The organism is Streptomyces corynorhini (genome assembly GCF_003346515.1).
Classification (GTDB): Bacteria; Actinomycetota; Actinomycetes; order Streptomycetales; family Streptomycetaceae; genus Streptomyces; species Streptomyces corynorhini.
Map to the genome: position 1 here is coordinate 54789 of NZ_QQNA01000035.1, position 18458 is coordinate 73246.

Consider the following 18458-nt stretch of genomic DNA (forward strand, 5'->3'; position numbering starts at 1 on the left):
GACGCCGGGCCCCGCGGGACCCGAACCCCGACGCCGGGACGCGCTCGGCCCGGGACGCGGGACGCGGGGTTACGCGCGACCGGCCGAGGTGAAGGTCATGTCGGCGTAGCGGTCGCCCGAGACCCGGCCGGCGATCGGCTCCAGGAGCCGCATCTCGCTCTCGGTGAGGATCAGATGCGTCGCGCCCACGTTCTCCTCGATCCGGGTCCGCCTGCGGGTGCCCGGGATGGGTACGACCGCCAGTCCGTGCAGCGGCGCCTGCTGCTGCACCCAGGCCAGCGCGACCTGGCCCGGGGTGGCGCCGCGCCCCTCGGCGATCTTCTTTACGGGTTCGAGCAGCGCGGCGTTGGCCGCCGCGTTGTCCCCGGTGAAGCGGGGCTGCCGGCGGCGGAAGTCGTCGGCGGTCAGCTCCTGGTCGGCGTGGACGAACGCGCCGGTCAGGAAGCCCCGGCCGAGCGGGGAGTACGGCACGAGCGCGACGCCCAGCTCGGCGGCGGCGGGTACGGCGTTCGCCTCGACGTCGCGGCTGAACAGCGACCACTCGGACTGCAGGGCGGTGATCGGGTGCACGGCGTGCGCGGCCCGCAGCTCGCCGCCGGTGACCTCGCTCAGGCCCAGGTACTTGACCTTGCCCTCGGTCACCAGCTCGGCCATGGCGCCGACCGTCTCCTCGATGGGCACGTTCACATCGCGGCGGTGCATGTAGTAGAGGTCGATCTCGTCCACGCCGAGGCGCTGGAGGCTGGCCTCGACGCACTGCCGGATGTACGGGCGGTCGTTGCGGATGACCCGCCGGGTGGGGTCGGCCGGGTCGACGCCCAGGGCGAACTTCGTCGCGAGGACGATCTCGTCGCGGTGTGCCTTGGCGAACGGCGCGAGGAACTTCTCGTTCTCCCCGTCGCCGTACACGTCCGCCGTGTCGTACAGGGTGACGCCCAGCTCCAGCGCGCGTTCCAGCGTGGCGCGCGCCTCGTCGGCGTCGGTAGGCCCGTACCACGCGCTCATGCCCATGCAGCCGAGCCCCTGGGAGCCGACCTCGGGCCCGCCGACGCCGAGGCGTACCTTCTCGATCCCGCTGTCACTCTTGTTGTCGCTCATCAGGATTCAGAGCCTCTCCGACGCCCGGTGGGCATCCGCGTAAAAACTGATCTTGTGGTCGAGTACGGCAACCGTGTCCCGCAGCTCCGCGATCCGGTTCAGGACATCGCCCCGGGTCCGCTCCAGCAGCTCCCGGCGCTCCTCGAACGTCTCGTCGCCTACCCGGATCAGCTCGGCGTACCGGACCATGTCCGCGACGGGCATCCCGGTCAGCCGCAGCTTGGTGACGAAGGACAGCCAGTTCAGGTCCCTGTTGCGGAACCTGCGCTGGCCGGTGTGGGACCTGTCGACGTGCGGCATCAGGCCGATGCGCTCGTACCAGCGCAGGGTGTGCGCGGTGAGGCCGGTGAGCGCGGCGACCTCACTGATCGTGTACTGATCGTCACCGTCGGCGCGTGGATACCTGGGCGGCGCGGCACAGGACCGCGCGGCTTCCGTCCGTACCGGGCTGCTCTCGTCGATCAGGGTCATGTCTTCCACGCTAAATCCTTCGAGTGCACTCGAAGCAAGCGGAAAGGACATGTCTTCACGGCGTGACCCGGCCGCGTCACCGGCCGCGTCACAGGCCGCGTCACCTGGCGCGGGTCCCGCCCCGAGGCCGGACGGCGCTCCTTCGAAGGCAGGGCCTAGGCTCGTCGCCATGCAGAGCCTGACGATGATCGAGAACTGGCCCGTCCCCACCGCCGCTGCCGCCGTCGTGCGGGCGGACGGTACCGTCGTCGGATCGTACGGCCCGACGTCGCGGCCGTTCCCGCTCGCCTCCGTGACCAAGCCGCTGACCGCCTACGCGGTGCTGGTGGCGTACGAGGAGGGCGCCGTCGAGCTGGACGAGCCGGCCGGGCCCGAGGGGGCCACCGTCCGGCATCTGCTCGCGCACACCAGCGGGCTGGCCTTCGACGAGCACCGCGCCGTCGGCGCTCCCGGCACCCGCAGGCTCTACTCGAACGCCGGGTTCGAGGTGCTCGGCGCGCATGTCGCCGAGGTGACCGGGATCCCGTTCGCCGACTATCTGCGCGAGGCGGTGCTCGAACCGCTGGGCATGGCGTCGACCTCCCTGACGGCGGACGGTTCGCCCGCCAGGGACGGCGTGTCGACCGTGGACGATCTGGTCAGGTTCGCCGCCGAACTCCAGGCGCCCCGGCTGCTGGACGCGCGTACGGTGCTGGAGGCCATGACCGTCGTCCACCCCGGGCTCTCCGGGGTGCTGCCGGGCTACGGGCACCAGAAGAACAACGACTGGGGGCTGGGCTTCGAGATCCGGGACACCAAGTCCCCGCACTGGACGGGCGCTTCGTCCTCGCCGCACACGTTCGGGCACTTCGGCCAGTGCGGCACGTTCCTGTGGGTCGACCCGGAGGCGGGCGCGGCCTGCGTGGCGCTGGCCGACCGGCCCTTCGGGCCGTGGGCGATCGAGGCGTGGCCGCCGTTCACGGACGCGGTGCTGGCGGAGCTGCGCACGGCCTGACGCTCCCGGCCCGACAGGCACGGCCGGCACACACGGCTGGCGCTCACGGCCCGGCACGCGGCGACCCGGTACACGGCGGCCCGGCACGCGGCGGCCCGGCACGCGGCGGCCCGGCACGCGGCGGCCCGGCACCTCCAGCTGACGCCGCCCGGCCGCCGGTCAGCCCGGCAGCTCCCAGAGCAGCGCCTCCGCGCCCGCCGGGCCCGCCACCAGCTCCGGTCCCGCCCCGCCCGTGATCCGGGCCGAGTCGCCGGGCCCCAGAAGCTCCCCGTCGAGCCGGGCGCCGCCGCGCACCACATGGAGGTACACGTACGGCGCCCCGGGCAGGGCGCGGCGCTCGCCCGCGCCCGGACGCCACACGCGCAGGGCCGCCCCGGCCCGTTCCACGGGGTACGGCACCGCGTCGCGGACGCCCCGTACCACCTCGTACTCCGGCTCGCCGCCCGGTTCCAGGGGCGTGAGCCACATCTGTACGAAGACCAGCGGCTCCTGGCAGTCGTTGCGCTCCACGTGCCGTACCCCGGAGGCGGATCCGAGCCGCTGGAGGTCGCCCGCGCGCACCACGGTGGCGTGGCCCGCCGAGTCGCGGTGGGTCAGCTCACCGGTCACCACCCAGGTGACGATCTCGGTGTGGCTGTGCGGGTGTTCGTCAAAACCCGCGCCGGGCGCGAGGCGCTCCTCGTTGCAGGCGAGAAGCGCGCCGAAGCGCAGGTTGTCCGGGTCGTAGAAACGCCCGAAGGAGAAGGCGTGCAGGGATTCGACGCCTGCCGCCGCGTCGCCCCCCGCGTACCGCTGGGCCGCGTGCCGTACGAGAATCACAGCCACACCGTAGCCCCGGGCCCGCACCCTCCCGTCCCGATGAGGCAGTCTTGTCCCGTGCCAGAAGCCTCGAACGAACCCCTTCCGCATCCGCATCCCGCGACCCTGCGGCGACTGGAGCGGTCCTCCGGCCGGCTCGCCGCGGACGCCATCGCCCGCATGGACGAGACGCTGCCGTGGTACCGGGCGATGCCGCCGGAGAACCGTTCGTGGATCGGGCTGGTCGCCCAGGCGGGGATCGCCGCGTTCACCGAGTGGTTCCGGCATCCGGAGACCCCGCAGGCGATCTCGACCGATGTCTTCGGTACGGCGCCGCGCGAGCTGACGCGGGCGATCACTTTGCGCCAGACCGTGGAGATGGTGCGTACCTCGATCGAGGTCATGGAGAGCGCGGTCGGCGAGGTCGCCGCGCCGGGCGACGAGTCCGTGCTGCGCGAGGCGCTGCTGGTCTACGCGCGGGAGATCGCCTTCGCGACCGCCCAGGTGTACGCGCAGGCCGCCGAGGCACGCGGCGCGTGGGACGCGCGGCTGGAGTCGCTGGTCGTCAACGCGGTGCTCTCAGGCGAGGCGGACGAGGGCACGATCTCGCGGGCGGCGGCCCTCGGCTGGAACTCCCCGGAACACGTCTGCGTACTGCTCGGCACCGCCCCCGACGGGGACAGCGAGCTGACGGTGGAGGCGATCCGCCGGGCCTCCCGGCACGCCAAGCTCCAGGTGCTCACGGGCGTGCTGGGCAACCGGCTCGTGGTGATCGCCGGAGGCAGCGACAATCCGCTCCAGGTGGCCAAGGCGCTGATCGGCCCGTACGCGGCCGGTGCCGTCGTGGCGGGTCCCGTGGTGCCCGATCTGCTGGCCGCGACGAAGTCGGCGCAGGCCGCCGCAGCCGGGCTCAAAGCGTGTTTCGCCTGGCAGGACGCGCCGCGTCCGGTCCTCGCGGACGATCTGCTGCCGGAGCGCGCGATCGCCTCCGATCCTGCCGCGCGCGAGCAGCTGGTGGAGGAGATCTACAGACCGCTGGAGGAGGCCGGGTCGGCGCTGCTGGAGACTCTGAGTGTCTATCTGGAGCAGGCGAGCAGCCTGGAGGGCGCCGCGCGGATGCTCTTCGTCCATCCCAACACCGTGCGCTACCGGCTCCGACGTGTGACTGACGTCACCGGGTGGTCACCGTCCGACGTCAGGTCGGCGTTCACACTGAGGATCGCTCTGATTCTGGGGCGCTTGGCCGACGGCGATCCACGGTCATAGACTTTTTGTCGTACTCCAACAATTCCCCCAGCGGTTCTTCGTTCCCCTCCCCACGGGCGGCGGGGACCGTCTACAGGAGAGAGTGTGAGTGTGCTCGTACTCGTCGCTCCCGGCCAAGGCGCTCAGACGCCCGGCTTCCTGACTCCCTGGCTCGATCTGCCCGGTGCCGAAGCCCGGCTGCGGGCCTGGTCGGCCGCGCTCGACGTCGATCTGGTCCACTACGGCACGAAAGCCGACGCGGACGAGATCCGCGACACCTCGGTCGCCCAGCCGCTGCTGGTGGCCGCCGCGCTGCTGTCGGCGCGTCAGCTCTTCCCCGCCACCGAGGACGTCGTGCGTGACGTGGGCGTCACGGCGGGCCACAGCGTCGGCGAGCTGGCCGCGACGGCGCTCGCCGGGGTCCTGGACGACGACGCCGCGATGCGGCTCGTGCGGGTGCGCGCGCTGGCGATGGCCGAGGCCGCGGCCGCCGCGCAGACCGGTATGTCGGCGCTGCTCGGCGGCGCCCCCGACACCACGCTCGCGCATCTCGACCGGCTCGGTCTGACGCCGGCGAACGTGAACGGCGCCGGTCAGATCGTCGCCGCGGGCACGCTCGAACAGCTCGCCGCGCTCGCCGAGGACAAGCCGGAGGGCGTACGGCGCGTGGTCGCGCTGAAGGTCGCCGGGGCGTTCCACACCAGCCACATGGCGCCCGCGGTCGCCGCCCTCGAAGCGGCCGCCGCGCCGCTGACGCCCGCCGACCCGCTCGTACCGTACGTTTCCAACAGCGACGGGCGGGCCGTCGCCACCGGACCCGAGGTGCTGAACCGACTGGTCGGTCAGATCGCCAACCCGGTGCGCTGGGACCTGTGCATGGAGACCTTCCAGGCGCGCGGCGTGACCGCACTGCTCGAACTGTGCCCCGGTGGCACCCTCACCGGCATCGCGAAGCGCGCGCTGCCGGGAGTGAAGACCCTCGCGCTGAAGACCCCCGACGACCTCGACGCCGCCCGCGCGCTGATCGCCGAACACTCCTCCACGGCTGAATAGGAGCCAGAGAGCAATGTCGAAGATCAAGCCCGGCAAGGGCGCTCCGTACGCGCGGATCATGGGGGTGGGCGGCTACCGCCCGACCCGGGTCGTGCCCAACGAGGTGATCCTCGAAACGATCGACTCGTCCGACGAGTGGATCCGCTCCCGTTCCGGTATCGCCAGCCGCCACTGGGCCTCCCCCGAGGAGACCGTCGCCGCGATGTCCATCGAGGCGTCCGGCAAGGCCATCGCGGACGCGGGGATCACCCCGGAGCAGATCGGTGGCGTGATCGTCTCCACCGTCTCGCACTTCAAGCAGACCCCCGCCGTCGCGACGGAGATCGCGGACCGGATCGGCGCGGGCCGGCCCGCCGCGTTCGACATCTCCGCGGGCTGCGCCGGCTTCGGCTACGGCCTGACCCTGGCCAAGGGCATGGTCGTGGACGGATCGGCCGAATACGTGCTGGTCATCGGCGTGGAGCGGCTCTCCGACCTGACCGACCTGGAGGACCGCGCGACGGCCTTCCTGTTCGGTGACGGCGCGGGCGCCGTGGTCGTCGGACCGGCGAAGGAGCCGATGATCGGCCCCACGGTCTGGGGATCCGAGGGCGACAAGTCGGACACCATCAAGCAGACCGTGCCGTGGGACGACTACCGTGAGGGCAGGCCGGAGAAGTTTCCGGCCATCACCCAGGAAGGCCAGGCGGTCTTCCGCTGGGCCGTCTTCGAGATGGCGAAGGTCGCCCAGCAGGCGCTGGACGCCGCCGGAATCACCTCGGATGAACTGGATGTCTTCATTCCGCACCAGGCCAATATGCGGATCATCGACTCGATGGTGAAGACACTCAAGCTGCCGGAGAGCGTCACGGTCGCGCGTGACGTGGAGACCACCGGCAACACGTCGGCCGCCTCGATCCCGCTCGCGATGGAGCGGCTCCTGGCGACCGGTCAGGCGAGGAGCGGCGACACCGCGCTCATCATCGGCTTCGGGGCGGGTCTCGTCTACGCCGCGACGGTCGTTACCCTCCCCTAGGCACCGGATCCGTCCGGAGCCCGCAACCGCTGTTCCCTATCACCCTCATATCCTCCGCTTACTACAAAGGAGCGCCCCATGGCCTTCACCCAGGAACAGATCGTCGAGGGTCTCGGCGAGATCGTCAACGAGATCGCCGGCATCCCGGCGGAGGACGTCCAGCTGGACAAGTCCTTCACCGACGACCTGGACGTCGACTCGCTGTCCATGGTCGAGGTCGTCGTCGCCGCCGAAGAGCGCTTCGACGTCAAGATCCCGGACGACGACGTCAAGAACCTGAAGACGGTCGGCGACGCCGCCGACTACATCGCGAAGCACCAGTCCTGACCCGACAGCGCGGCTGACGCCACCCGGTGGTGGCGCCGTAAATTCAGCACCCTCTACACGTGGAGAAAGAATTCCAGTGAGCCCGACCAATCGCACCGTGGTCGTCACCGGTATCGGCGCAACCACACCACTGGGTGGCGACAGCGTCTCGACCTGGGAAGGTCTGCTCGCGGGCCGCTCCGGGGTACGCACCCTGGAAGGCGAGCGTTTCGAGACCCTCCCGGTCCGCATCGCCGCCACCGCCGCCGTGGACCCGGGCGAGGTACTGCCCCGTCCGCTCGCGCGCAAGCTGGACCGCTCGGCGCAGTTCGCGCTGATCGCGGCCCGCGAGGCGTGGGCCGACGCGGGCTTCACCGCGCGCGCCGGTGAGGACACCTCGGTCGACGCGGACCGGCTCGGGACCGTGATCGCCTCCGGCATCGGCGGCGTGACCACCCTGCTCGACCAGTACGACGTGCTCAAGGAGCGCGGTGAGCGCCGCGTCTCCCCGCACACCGTGCCGATGCTGATGCCCAACAGCCCCTCCGCCAACGTCAGCCTGGAGGTGGGCGCCCGCGCGGGCGTGCACACCCCGGTCTCCGCCTGCGCGTCGGGCGCCGAGGCCGTCGGCTACGCCGTGGAGATGATCCGTACTGGCCGGGCCGACGTCGTCGTCGCCGGTGGTACGGAAGCGGCCATCCACCCGCTGCCCATGGCGGCGTTCGCCAACATGATGGCGATGTCCAAGAACAACGAGCACCCCACCGAGGCGTCCCGCCCGTACGACACGGGCCGTGACGGTTTCGTCATGGGCGAGGGCTCGGGCGTCGTCGTCCTGGAGTCCGCGGAACACGCGGCCAAGCGGGGCGCGCGCGTCTACTGCGAGATCCTGGGCCAGGGCCTGTCCTCCGACGCCCACCACATCGCCCAGCCCGAGCCCACCGGCCGCGGCATCGCGAAGGCCATGCAGAACCTGCTCGACTCGTCGGACCTCAAGCCCGCCGAGATCGCGCACCTCAACGCCCACGCGACCTCCACGCCGCAGGGCGACGTCGCCGAGATCAAGGCGCTGCGCCGGGTCCTGGGCGACGACCTCGACCATGTCGCGATCTCGGCGACGAAGTCGATGACCGGCCATCTCCTGGGCGGCGCGGGCGGCGTCGAGACGGTCGCCACCGCTCTCGCCCTGTACCACCGCACGGCCCCGCCGACGATCAACATCGACCACCTCGACGAGGAGGTCGACGCGGACGTCGTGCGCGGCGAGGCCCGTACGCTCCCGAGCGGCACGATCGCGGCTATCAACAACTCGTTCGGCTTCGGCGGCCACAACGTGGTGCTGGCGCTGCGCACGGTGTGATCCGACCGCACGGACCGAACGGACCGTACCGACCGAACGGACCGAACGGACCGAACGGAAGTGCCCGGCAGGGGATTCTCTCCCTGCCGGGCACTTTCGTCTGAGCAGCGGGCTCACCCGCTCACCCCACCCGTCCGTGACGGACGGCGGCTCACGTCGTTGCCACAGTGAACGCACGACAAGCCGGGGGTTGAGCGGGGAATGACATCGTTCGAGACGGAGTGGACGCGGCTCAAGCAGGACGCCGCGACCCGTTCCGTCCGCAGGCTCGCGAGCGCCGACGCGGCGGCGGCCGGGGGCGGCTCAGGCGACGTGAAGTCGACGAAGTCCGCGTGGACGGCTGCGGGGAACGGGGTCGGCGGGCTGAGGGCCGGTATCACCGAGGCCCGGAGCGCGCTGGACCGGGGCCAGGAGGGCCTGCGGACGGCGGGTGGCGTGGGGAGCGCGGCGGCCCAGGCGGTGGTCTTCCGTTCCTGGGACGCCTACTTGAAGAAGGTGTCGGGCCGGTGTACCGCCCTCGCGCAGCAGTTACGGACGGCGGGCAGCGACCTGCACGGGAGCGACAAGGCCGTCGAGCAGGACTTCGCCCGGCTGAGGGCCGCGTACGAGGACACCCCCGCCGTCGGCGGCAGGGACAGCGCCAGTAGCGGTGCGAGTGGCAGTGGCAGTGGCAGTAGCCGTGCCACTGGCTGTGCCAGTAGCAGTGGCGACGGAGACCGGTGACCGGTGACCCGACCGATGGACTTCACCACGCTCAAGTCCCTCAAGCCCTCGGCGTACGAGGACGCGGCGGGCGGATACCAGGCCGCCGTCGCCATGGCCTCCCGGACGAAGGACGAGATCGAGAACGGCATCGCGGCGGCGCTGCGCGGATCGCTCAGGGGCGAGGCGGCCGAGGCGGCGCTGCGTGAACTGGGCCAGCTGCGAAAGAACTTCCACTACATCCAGATCGAGTGCGGCCTGGTCAGCACGGCGCTACGGGCCTTCGCGGCGGATGTGCTCCCGGCGAAGCGGAAACTGGACGCGGCCGTCGCGGACGCCGTGGCCCGCGCGTTCACGGTCGGCCCCGGCGGTTCGGTCGGCTATCCGGCGGCGGGTGCCGAGGTCGACGGCCGACTCCCCAAGGGCGGCGCCGCGAACGGCACCACCGACGAAACGGCCCGCGCCGTCAACCGCCAGGCGGCCGGCTTCGACCCCAACCCGAACCTCGCGTACGCGCAGGACTGCGCGGACCGCATCGCCTCGGCCATCGAGGAGGCCACCGCGGTCGACCGGAAATGGGCCCCGCACCTGCGCCGCCTGGAAGCGGACGACGACCTGACGGTCTCGGCGGCGGACCTGGCGGACGCCGCGGACGACATGGACAACCTGCGCGGTGCCGCGGCGTCGTACCTGGACGACCTCAAGGCCCCTCCGAAGGACGCCACCCCGGAGGCGAACGCCGCCTGGTGGCACGCCCTCACCCCCGAGGAACAGGCCGACTACCTGGCCCTCTTCCCCGACCGCGTCGGCGCCATGGACGGCCTCCCATCCGACGTCCGCGACGAGGCGAACCGTACGGTGCTGGACGAGAGGCGCGGGCGGTACCAACTGGAGCTGGACGCGATCCCGCCGGAGCCCGCCGACAGGCTGAGGGCGCTGGGCCCGGATGTGGTGGCGTACTCGGACGAGTGGCTCGCCTGGCGCGACAAGTACAAGGACCGGAAGGAGCATCTGGAAGCCTCGCTCAAGGGGATGGACGCCATTCAGGCGAGGTTCGACCGCACCGGGAGCGGCTTACCAGAGGCTTACCTGCTCGGCTTCGACCCAGAAGCAAACGGAGACGGCCGGGTCATCCTGGCCAACGGAAACCCGGACACCGCCGACCATACGGCGATTTACGTTCCTGGCACGAAATCCAAGCTGTCGAGAATCGGTGACGGCGACACCTTTGGTGATCTTGGTCGTAGCGAACGGCTTTGGGCTACGAGTCAAAGCATGGCTCCGGACAGACGCATCTCAACCATCACGTGGCTCGACTATGACGCCCCTGACGACATCCCGCATGCGACGATGAGCTCATACTCCGACAAAGGTGGGCCGACACTGCGTGAGTTCCTCGACGGCAACAAGACGGCTCACGAATATTCGACAGGCAGTTCTGCTCACACCACGGTGATCGGCCACAGCTACGGCAGCACGGTGGTGGGAGTCGCAACCCGGTCGGGCGGCATGCTGGACGGTTCCATGGCTGATGACATCGTCGTAGCAGGAAGTCCCGGCATGCGAGTGGACCGCGCCGCCGATCTCGGACTCCGCCCCGGACACGTGTGGGCCATGGGAGCCTCCTGGGACGATCAAGTCGTTCGGCAGGGAGGGCGTTTAGTAGGACTCGGAGACAACTTGACGATCCCTACGGACGAGTCCTTCGGCGGAAACATCGTGGAGAGCGACTCCACGGACCACAGCGGCTTCTGGAACAGAAATTCCACTAGCCTCCGAAACCAGGCCGCCGTCGTTACCGAAAATTTCGAGAAGGTGGAACTTGAATAAGGTAACGGCCATTCCGGCCGTGCTGGCGTGCGCACTACTAGCCACAGCGGGGTGTACAGACATGAAGGATTTCGAAGTTCCTGTTCGCGACGCGGAGAAGGTCCAGCAGGCGACAGAGCGCAAATCCAGCCAGATCATGGAGCTGCTCGGCATGAAAGGGAAGCTCACCCAGTCCGGCGCGTTGCCCTCACCGTGTTCGGAAGACGGCTCCGAGAGTGGCACGCTCCAGGCGTACCACCCCTGGAGCGTATACGGTGTGCCCAACGAAGAGTTGACATCGGCAATGGGTCGACTCCGCGAGAGGCTCCCGAAAAACGGCTGGCGAATCATCAAGGAGGGACCGGACGGAACCGCGTCCAAAGCTCCACAGATCGTCGCCGACTCGACGGACAAAGAGTTCTCTGCCGACATCAGGCTGTCCGTCGAACCTGCCGGAAGCGACAAGACCTCGCTGATCGAAGTCACCGTCGTTTCCGCCTGCTTCCGGAAGCAGAAGTAGCGCATCCAGCACCGGGGAGCGGCGCCCCGCGCCGCCCCTCACCCGTCAAAGCTGGCGAAATACGTCGCCGCCATATCCTCCTCCCCGTGCCCCTGCTCCTCCGCCCTCCGGAACCGTTCCGCCGCGGCCGACGCCAGGTCCAGGCGTACGCCCTGCGCGGCGCCGGCGGCGACGATGAGGCGGGCGTCCTTGGCGGCGGTGGTGACCGAGAAGCTCGGGGTGTAGTCCTCGTTCAGGATCGCCGCGGACTTGGCGTGCAGGTAGCCGCAGTCCAGCGCCCCGCCCGCCATCGCGTCCAGAAAGTGGCGCGGGTCGACGTCGAGGCCCCTCGCCAGGGCCATGGCCTCCGCCGCGCCGTTGGTGAGGGTGAGGACCCAGCCGTTGCAGACCAGCTTCAGCCGGCTGGCGGCGCCCGTGGAGCCGTCCTCCGCGAGCCAGACCGTACGGTTGCCGACCGCGTCCAGGACGGTGGCCAGCGGGGCGCGCGCCTGCTCGGGGCCCGCCGCCAGGATCAGCAGGTCGCCGCTCTCGGCCGGGGCCCTGGTGCCCAGGACGGGCGCGTCGACGAAGACCAGGCCGTGGTGGCGGGCGAGGTCGGCCAGCGGGGCGACGGCCTCGACGCCCGTCGTGGTCGACTGGAGCCAGACGGCGCCCGGTCGCAGCCCCGGCGAGGCGGCCGTCATCGCCTCCAGGACGGCCGGACCGTCGTACAGCATGGTGAGGATCACATCGGCGCCGGTCACCGCCTCGGCGGGCGTCGCGGCGGGCGTCGCGCCGTCGGCGGCGAGGGCTTCGGCCTTGGCGGGGGTACGGTTCCAGACGCGGACGTCGTGTCCAGTGCGGCAGAGGTTGCGGGCCATCGCGGCGCCCATGATGCCGGCGCCGAGGACGGCCACGGTCGGTCGTTCAGTCATTGGTAGTCAGGGGCGCGGTGCTCTTTCGAGCCCGTTTCCCCATTCCCCTTTCAATCCGTGCGTGCGGTTTTCCCGCACACGGCTTACCGATGATCTTCCTGACAGGGTTACGCAGCCTTCGGATATCGAACAGAGCCACGCAGTTGGTACAGGCCGTGCCCGTTGAACCACTCGTCGGTCCATTCCTTGCGCTGTCCGGCTCGCAGGTTGCGTCCGCGTTTCTTAACCATAAGCCTGCGGAGCCGCCACACCACGTAATCGTCAACAGTTCGGAACTTCCCGGCGGCATTCCCGGTTCGGAAGTAGTTTCCCCAGCCGCGCAGGACTGGATTCAGATCCGCGATAACATCACGGATATCCCATCCCGACCGACGGCGGTCAGTCCGTTCCCGGACCTTGTCCCGGAGTCTCTTCATCGCCGCTTTCGACGGCCAGCGGTGCAGGTAGAAGCGGACCGTGCCGTACTTCTCCCACGACCGGCCCGAAAAGCGAGCCCTGAAGTGGCAGCCGAGGAAGTCGAGTCCTTCCCGGCCCTCTCTGAGGTCAACTACCTTCGTCTTGTCCGGGTGCAGTTGCAGCCCCAGCGATCCAAGGATTTCCCCGACCGCTTCCAGAGCAGCCCTGGCCTGGCGATCCGACCGGCACAGGACGACTCCGTCGTCCGCGTACCGAACCAGCTCACCCACTCCTCGCCTCATCAGCTCGGAATCCAGAACATGCAGGTAGATATTGGCCAGCAAGGGCGAGATCACCCCGCCCTGAGGTGTCCCGGCGACCGTCCGCCGAACCTCGCCGTCCACCATCACACCCGCCTGCAACCACAGACGGACCAGCTTGAGAACCCTGCGATCCGACACCCGGCGCCCCACTTCGACAAGGAGCCGGTCATGGCTGATCTCGTCGAAGAAGCTTCGGATGTCGAATTCCACAACAAAGCGGCATCCCTTGGCGAAGCCGACTCTGAGCCGCTCCATCGCCTGCGTCGCCGACCGTTTCGGACGGAATCCATACGAGCACGGGGAGAATCCCGCCTCGAACACCGGCTCCAAAACAATCTTCGCCGCCTGCTGCGCCACCCTGTCACGAACCGCAGGAATTCCCAGCGGCCTCACACCGCCTCGCGGTTTCGGGATATCCACACGCCTGGCGGGCGCGGGACGATACGTGCCCGCACGCAGAGAAACCTGGAGTTCACCGAGCATCCGCCCAACTCCGTATTCTTTCTCCACGAATGACAGGGTGACCCGATCCACCCCGGCACTTCCTCTGTTGGCCCGGACCCGCTCCCACGCCTCCCACAGCACATCACCTCTGTGGATACGGTCGTACAGGGCGTGGAAACGCCGCTCCGGCGACTGCTTGGCCGCAGCCCATAGCCCGCGTTGAAGTTTTCGCACTTTCGAGACGGACACACGTCCGTCCACTACAACGGGATTTGTCCCGTCGAGGTTGTTGTGCCGGGTGGTCCCGGCCATGCCCTCGCGCTTACCCTCGCTACAGACGTGATCAAAGTGAGGGCCCTTTCCTCCCGGCGCGTTATGTTGCACGCCGATCAGCGGTACTACGGCCCCCTCGGACTCCCGCTGCCCTCCGGACGATTTCACCATCGGCTTATACGTCCGGTCTCTTGCCCGATGTCAGGCGTGGTCAGACGGGTCTCTCCTGTTCCGGCCCAGACTGTGCACACGTGCCGCCCTCCATACCCCGGGAGAACCCCGGAGGCTGACCCCGGAACAGGGCCTCCAGGACATGACCTTCGCCCTGCCATGACGGGCTCGGCTTCTCCGTTGTTGGTGTGACGAGGCTGCAAGGTTCGCTTCACGCTACGGCCCGCGTGCTTGCTCCCTCCAAAGAGGCTCTTGACATCCCGCTCAGCCCGCCGCGTCTCCACGACGAACCGGGACCTGCTACCGGGCACTCCGGTGTCTACCCGGACGGGACTTCCACCCGCAAGCCTGGACCAGCTTTCAGGACGCAACACGGCACCACCCTAACCGAACAACGTTCGTGTTGACACGAACAATGTTCTTACGTAGAACGGTGTTCATGAACAACGACGCGCATCAGGAAGATCAAGAAGTGGGGAAAGCGACGCGGGAGGAGGTGCGGAGGGAGGCGCGGAAGGAGGCGCGGACCGTCGACGTGACCGTGGTCGGAGCGGGGCCGGTGGGTCTCCTGCTCGCCGCCGAGCTGGCGCTCGCCGGGGCGACGGTGCACGTCCTTGAGCGACGGACCGAACCGGACACGGCACTGAAGGCGCAGGGCATCAACATGCCGACGGCCGAGGCGCTCGACCGCCGCGGCCTGCTGCCCGCCGCCGAGGCCGTACAGCGGGAGACGCTCAAGCGTGTCGGACCGTTCGGCCCCGCGGCCGACGGCCGCGGGGCGCCCGGCGCGGGCCAACGGGCGCCCTGGTCCCGGTTCACCGGGCACTTCGCGGGCATGGTCCTCGACCCCGACCTCGTGGACTGGTCCGATCCGGACCTCGCCGCGCACACCGCGGCCGGAGGCGCGCGGATGGTGCCGCAGCGTGAGCTGGAGGCGCTGCTCGCCGAGCACGCCGCGCGGCTCGGCGTGACGGTGCGCCGCGGTGTGGAGGTCACCGCGCTGGAGGACACCGGCGACGGCGTGGTCGTCGGCACTTCCGCCGGTACGGTGCGCACCGGGTGGCTGGTCGGGTGCGACGGCGGGCACAGCGCCGTACGCCGCCTCGCGGGCATCGGCTTCCCCGGCACCGACCCCGAGATCGTCGGGTACCAGGCGGTCGCCGACATCGCCGACCCGGAGACGCTCACGGACGGCTGGACGTGGTCGCCCGAGGGCGTGTACCGCTACGGGCCCCAGCCCGGCCGGGTGGCCACCGTCGAGTTCGGTGTCACGCCCGCCGACCGGTCGGCACCGGTCAGCCTCGATGAGGTGCAGGGCAGTCTGCGCCGCGTCTCGGGCACCGACGTCACACTGACCGCGCTGCGCGCCGTCCCGACCCGCTGGAGCGACCACACCCGCCAGGCCGCGGCCTACCGGTCGGGGCGGGTGCTGCTGGCCGGTGACGCCGCGCACGTACACCCGCCGTTCGGCGGCCAGGGGCTCAACCTCGGCGCCGGTGACGCGATGAACCTCGGGTGGAAGCTCGGCGCCGTGCTCGCCGGGTGGGCGCCCGAAGGGCTGCTGGACACCTACGACACCGAGCGCCGTCCCCTCGGCGCCTGGGTGCTGGACTGGACGCGGGCCCAGATCGGGGTGTTGCGCGGGGACGCCAAGTCGGCGGCGCTGCGAGGGATCGTGGCCGATCTGCTGAGCACGCGGGACGGCACGACGTACGCGGTCAAGAAGATCTCCGGAGTCGACCAGCGCGTCGACCTGTCGGGCGGGCTGCCCGGCGGCCCGCCCTGCGCCCCTTCGGGCGACCATCCGCTGGTCGGCAGGCTCGTCCCCGACCTGTGGCTGGCGGACGCGTCGCGGCTGGCCGACCACGGGCACGGCGGCGGATTCCTGCTGCTCGACCGCACTCGGGACGGCGCGTTCGCCCGTACCGCCTCGGCCTGGGCGGATCGGGTGCGCAGCGTGACCGACGACGACCACGCGACACCGACCGGGGGTCCGGTCGGGGTTCCGACCGGGGTGCTGGTACGGCCGGACGGGGTGGTGGCCTGGGCCTTCTCCGACGACGACGGCGCCGCCGACAGCAGCAGCAGCAGCGCCCGCGCCAGCAGCGGCATCACCGGCCTCGAAGCCGCGCTGCTCCGGTGGGCAGGCATGCCGTAATCCTGACCTGAGCACCGGCCGGTGGGCCGAGATCCCGGCCGGGCGCGGGCACGGCTCGCCTCCTACCGTCCGCCCCCGCCCAGCGCCGCCAGCGCCTCGTCCGTCAGCCGGAAGACCGTCCACTCGTCCTGCGGCAGCGCGCCCAGGGCGCGGTAGAACGCGATCGACGGCTCGTTCCAGTTCAGTACGGACCACTCCAGGCGCCCGTAGCCGCGCTCCCCGCAGATCCGCGCCAACTCGGCGAGCAGCGCCTTTCCGTGGCCGCCGCCCCGGCGGTCGGGGCGTACGTACAGGTCCTCCAGGTAGATGCCGTGGACCCCGCGCCAGGTCGAGAAGTTGAGGAACCAGAGCGCGAAGCCGACCGGCTCGCCTTCGTCCGTCTCGGCGAGGTGCGCGTACGCGGCCGGGTGCGGGCCGAAGAGTGCCTCGTGGAGCTGGGCCTCGGTCGCGCGCGCCTCTTCGGACGCCTTCTCATACTCCGCCAGCTCCTGGATCATCGTGTGGATCACGGGGACATCGGCGGCGGTCGCGGTACGAATCATGGCCCCAGCCTGCCCGTTTCCCCGGCTGTCGCGCCAGCGGCCGTCCGGCATCGGCGCCGTACGGGGAACACGGCCGCCGTACGGGAAGCAGCCGCGCGCGTACGCCGTACATCGAAAAGCCGGGAGCCGCGGCTCCCGGCGGGGCGCGGCCCGGCGCTCCGTCGTACGTCGACCGTGTTTCCGCGAGCGCCACCGGAATGTCAATCACGGATTCGGTCCTGGAGCCGTGGGTGAATCACCCCATGCGCCGCTTCCTCCACACGGTCCGCGTCTGGATCACGAGCGCCCCCGGCACCTATCTCTGGCTGGCGGCCCTCTTCGTCACGACCGTCGCCCTGCACCGGATGTCACCGGATTTCGAGGAGGACTTCCTGCGCCAGCGCTCGACCAACATCCACGAGCTGTCGACCAGTCCCCTGCGGGTGCTGATCTCCAGCGCCTTCTGGATCGACGGCGGCAGCTGGCTCCCGTACGCCGTGCTCTACACGGTCTTCCACGCCCCGGCCGAGCACTGGCTCGGTACGCCGCGCTGGCTCGCGGTCGTCGCGCTGGCGCACGTCGGCGCGACGCTGATCAGCGAGGGTGTGCTGAGCTGGGCCGTGCACCACGACCACGCACCGCAGTCGGCGGTCAACACGCTGGACATCGGGGTCAGTTACGCGCTCGCGGGGGTGATCGGCGTGCTGACGTACCGGGTGCCCAGGCCCTGGCACCTGCCGTATCTCGGCGCCGTCCTGATCTTCTTCGGCATCCCGCTGATCACCGGCCCTACCTTCACCGACCTCGGCCACTTCAGCGCGGTCCTGATCGGGCTCGCCTGCTACCCGATCGCGCGCGGAAGGGGACGGGGCCGCGGAAGGGGACAGGGGCCGGGGCTCGGGCTCCGGCCGGTGCGCGGCGCGGGGCGGGGGACGGACCGGAGGACGGAGCGCGACCGCCGCCGCGGCACGGCAGGGGCGGCGTGGCCGGGCAGGACGGCGCGGACGCGGATCGCGGCGCGCGGCGCCTAACGCGTGGCGTACGCGCGGATGAACGCGTGGACCCCGTCGACCATGGCCCGGCGGAACGTCTCCGGGTCGGCGTGATCGGGGACCGGTTGGCGCTCGTAGGCCAACAGGACGGTCAGCGCGAAGAAGTGACCGGCGGCCAGGGACGGGTCGTCGGTGTCCAGGAGCCCCGAGTCGGCGAAGTGGCCGATGCGTTCGGCTGTCATCTCCTCCGTCGGCGCCGTCACGAGATCGTCCTCGGTCGTCGGCGTCCGCAGGCGCTCCTGGGCGACGAGGCCGAACACGGCGGCGTAGTGCGCGGAGTGCATCGTCGAGCCGACGTCTATCGCGAACGCGGCGAGCGCCTTCTCCAGCTGCGGCACCGTGGTGATCCCCGCGTCGTCCGCGAGGTGTTCGTCGATCGCGCGGCGCACCGCGATGGTCACCGAGTCGGACGCGTCCGCGAGGATGGCCAGGAAGAGACGCCGCTTGTCGCCGAAGTAGTCGTACACCGTGCGCTTCGACACCTCGGCGCGGGCCGCTACGGCGTCCATGCTGACGCGGTCGACTCCCTGGCGCAGGAAGAGGTCACGCGCGGCGTCGAGGATGGCCGTCCGCTTCGCCGGGGACCCCTCGCGTACCGCCTTCTCCGTACCCGCAGTGCTCATCACGCCTCCGTGCGCAGGCTACACCAGCGGGTTTCCCCGTCACACTGCACGGCGCGGTGCACGGCGCGGTGCACGACCAGCGGGCTTACGCGCGTGCAGGCATACGGGCTTACGGGCTTACGGCCCGCCGTCGGAGTCGCGTGCGCGGCCGAGCGGCCACCACGCCGAGAACGCCGAGAACGCCGAGCGCCGAGCGCCGAGCGCCGCGCACC

At 70.4% G+C, this 18458-nt stretch carries 17 protein-coding genes and 1 pseudogene; 11 read left to right on the forward strand and 7 right to left on the reverse strand.

The genetic code is table 11. The features are described from left to right. Positions 1 to 69 precede the first annotated feature (69 nt). On the reverse strand, positions 70 to 1098 hold the full coding sequence (locus tag DVH02_RS06405; RefSeq protein ID WP_114622708.1) for an aldo/keto reductase: 1029 nt from the start codon (positions 1096 to 1098) through the stop codon (positions 70 to 72). Positions 1099 to 1104: 6 nt separating this feature from the next. Next, positions 1105 to 1569: a MerR family transcriptional regulator gene (locus tag DVH02_RS06410; protein WP_114622738.1), complete on the reverse strand. Its 465-nt coding sequence runs from the start codon at positions 1567 to 1569 to the stop codon at positions 1105 to 1107. Between the two features lie 169 nt (positions 1570 to 1738). Here DVH02_RS06410 and DVH02_RS06415 point away from each other — a divergent pair, with 169 nt between their 5' ends. After that, the gene (locus tag DVH02_RS06415; protein ID WP_114622709.1) at positions 1739 to 2563 is read left to right on the forward strand and encodes a serine hydrolase domain-containing protein; all 825 of its coding nucleotides are present in this window, start codon (positions 1739 to 1741) and stop codon (positions 2561 to 2563) included. A gap of 159 nt (positions 2564 to 2722) precedes the next feature. Here DVH02_RS06415 and DVH02_RS06425 read toward each other — a convergent pair whose 3' ends face one another. Next, positions 2723 to 3379 carry a pirin family protein gene (locus tag DVH02_RS06425; protein WP_456113487.1) on the reverse strand — a complete coding sequence of 219 codons (657 nt, stop codon included), beginning with the start codon at positions 3377 to 3379 and terminating at the stop codon, positions 2723 to 2725. 42 nt (positions 3380 to 3421) lie between these two features. On the opposite strand from DVH02_RS06425, the gene DVH02_RS06430 reads away from it, so the two are divergent. From DVH02_RS06430 to DVH02_RS06465, 8 genes are all read left to right on the forward strand, one after another. After that, positions 3422 to 4627, forward strand: a complete 1206-nt coding sequence (locus DVH02_RS06430) for a PucR family transcriptional regulator (RefSeq protein WP_114622712.1) — start codon at positions 3422 to 3424, stop codon at positions 4625 to 4627. Positions 4628 to 4717: 90 nt separating this feature from the next. Further along, on the forward strand, positions 4718 to 5659 hold the full coding sequence (locus tag DVH02_RS06435; protein ID WP_199566182.1) for an ACP S-malonyltransferase: 942 nt from the start codon (positions 4718 to 4720) through the stop codon (positions 5657 to 5659). Between the two features lie 13 nt (positions 5660 to 5672). After that, positions 5673 to 6674, forward strand: coding sequence for a ketoacyl-ACP synthase III (locus DVH02_RS06440; protein WP_114622714.1), 1002 nt, complete (start codon positions 5673 to 5675; stop codon positions 6672 to 6674). A gap of 78 nt (positions 6675 to 6752) precedes the next feature. Then, entirely contained in the window at positions 6753 to 7001 is a 249-nt protein-coding gene (locus DVH02_RS06445; protein WP_114622715.1) for an acyl carrier protein, read from the forward strand. A 76-nt stretch (positions 7002 to 7077) separates the two neighbouring features. Beyond that, complete coding sequence (fabF, locus tag DVH02_RS06450) at positions 7078 to 8340, forward strand: beta-ketoacyl-ACP synthase II (RefSeq protein WP_114622716.1); 1263 nt, start codon at positions 7078 to 7080, stop codon at positions 8338 to 8340. A 201-nt stretch (positions 8341 to 8541) separates the two neighbouring features. Further along, the gene (locus DVH02_RS06455; RefSeq protein WP_114622717.1) at positions 8542 to 9063 is read left to right on the forward strand and encodes a hypothetical protein; all 522 of its coding nucleotides are present in this window, start codon (positions 8542 to 8544) and stop codon (positions 9061 to 9063) included. A gap of 15 nt (positions 9064 to 9078) precedes the next feature. Continuing rightward, the gene (locus DVH02_RS06460; protein WP_114622718.1) at positions 9079 to 10872 is read left to right on the forward strand and encodes an alpha/beta hydrolase; all 1794 of its coding nucleotides are present in this window, start codon (positions 9079 to 9081) and stop codon (positions 10870 to 10872) included. Between the two features lie 61 nt (positions 10873 to 10933). After that, positions 10934 to 11371 carry a hypothetical protein gene (locus DVH02_RS06465; RefSeq protein ID WP_114622719.1) on the forward strand — a complete coding sequence of 146 codons (438 nt, stop codon included), beginning with the start codon at positions 10934 to 10936 and terminating at the stop codon, positions 11369 to 11371. Between the two features lie 38 nt (positions 11372 to 11409). Here DVH02_RS06465 and DVH02_RS06470 read toward each other — a convergent pair whose 3' ends face one another. Both DVH02_RS06470 and ltrA read right to left on the reverse strand, forming a co-directional pair. Further along, positions 11410 to 12285: an NAD(P)-dependent oxidoreductase gene (locus DVH02_RS06470; RefSeq protein ID WP_114622720.1), complete on the reverse strand. Its 876-nt coding sequence runs from the start codon at positions 12283 to 12285 to the stop codon at positions 11410 to 11412. Positions 12286 to 12392: 107 nt separating this feature from the next. Next, complete coding sequence (gene ltrA / locus DVH02_RS06475) at positions 12393 to 13760, reverse strand: group II intron reverse transcriptase/maturase (protein WP_199566180.1); 1368 nt, start codon at positions 13758 to 13760, stop codon at positions 12393 to 12395. A 604-nt stretch (positions 13761 to 14364) separates the two neighbouring features. Between ltrA and DVH02_RS06480 the strand changes: the two genes are divergently transcribed. Next, entirely contained in the window at positions 14365 to 16050 is a 1686-nt protein-coding gene (locus tag DVH02_RS06480; protein WP_233518067.1) for an FAD-dependent oxidoreductase, read from the forward strand. 62 nt (positions 16051 to 16112) lie between these two features. Here the strand turns inward: DVH02_RS06480 and DVH02_RS06485 are convergent, their stop codons facing one another. Beyond that, positions 16113 to 16592 carry a GNAT family N-acetyltransferase gene (locus DVH02_RS06485; RefSeq protein ID WP_114622722.1) on the reverse strand — a complete coding sequence of 160 codons (480 nt, stop codon included), beginning with the start codon at positions 16590 to 16592 and terminating at the stop codon, positions 16113 to 16115. Positions 16593 to 16834: 242 nt separating this feature from the next. On the opposite strand from DVH02_RS06485, the pseudogene DVH02_RS06490 reads away from it, so the two are divergent. Continuing rightward, positions 16835 to 17437: pseudogene (locus tag DVH02_RS06490) on the forward strand (rhomboid-like protein); the annotation flags it as partial. Positions 17438 to 17598: 161 nt separating this feature from the next. Here DVH02_RS06490 and DVH02_RS06495 read toward each other — a convergent pair. Continuing rightward, positions 17599 to 18246, reverse strand: coding sequence for a TetR/AcrR family transcriptional regulator (locus tag DVH02_RS06495; protein ID WP_114622723.1), 648 nt, complete (start codon positions 18244 to 18246; stop codon positions 17599 to 17601). Between the last annotated feature and the right edge of the window lie 212 nt (positions 18247 to 18458).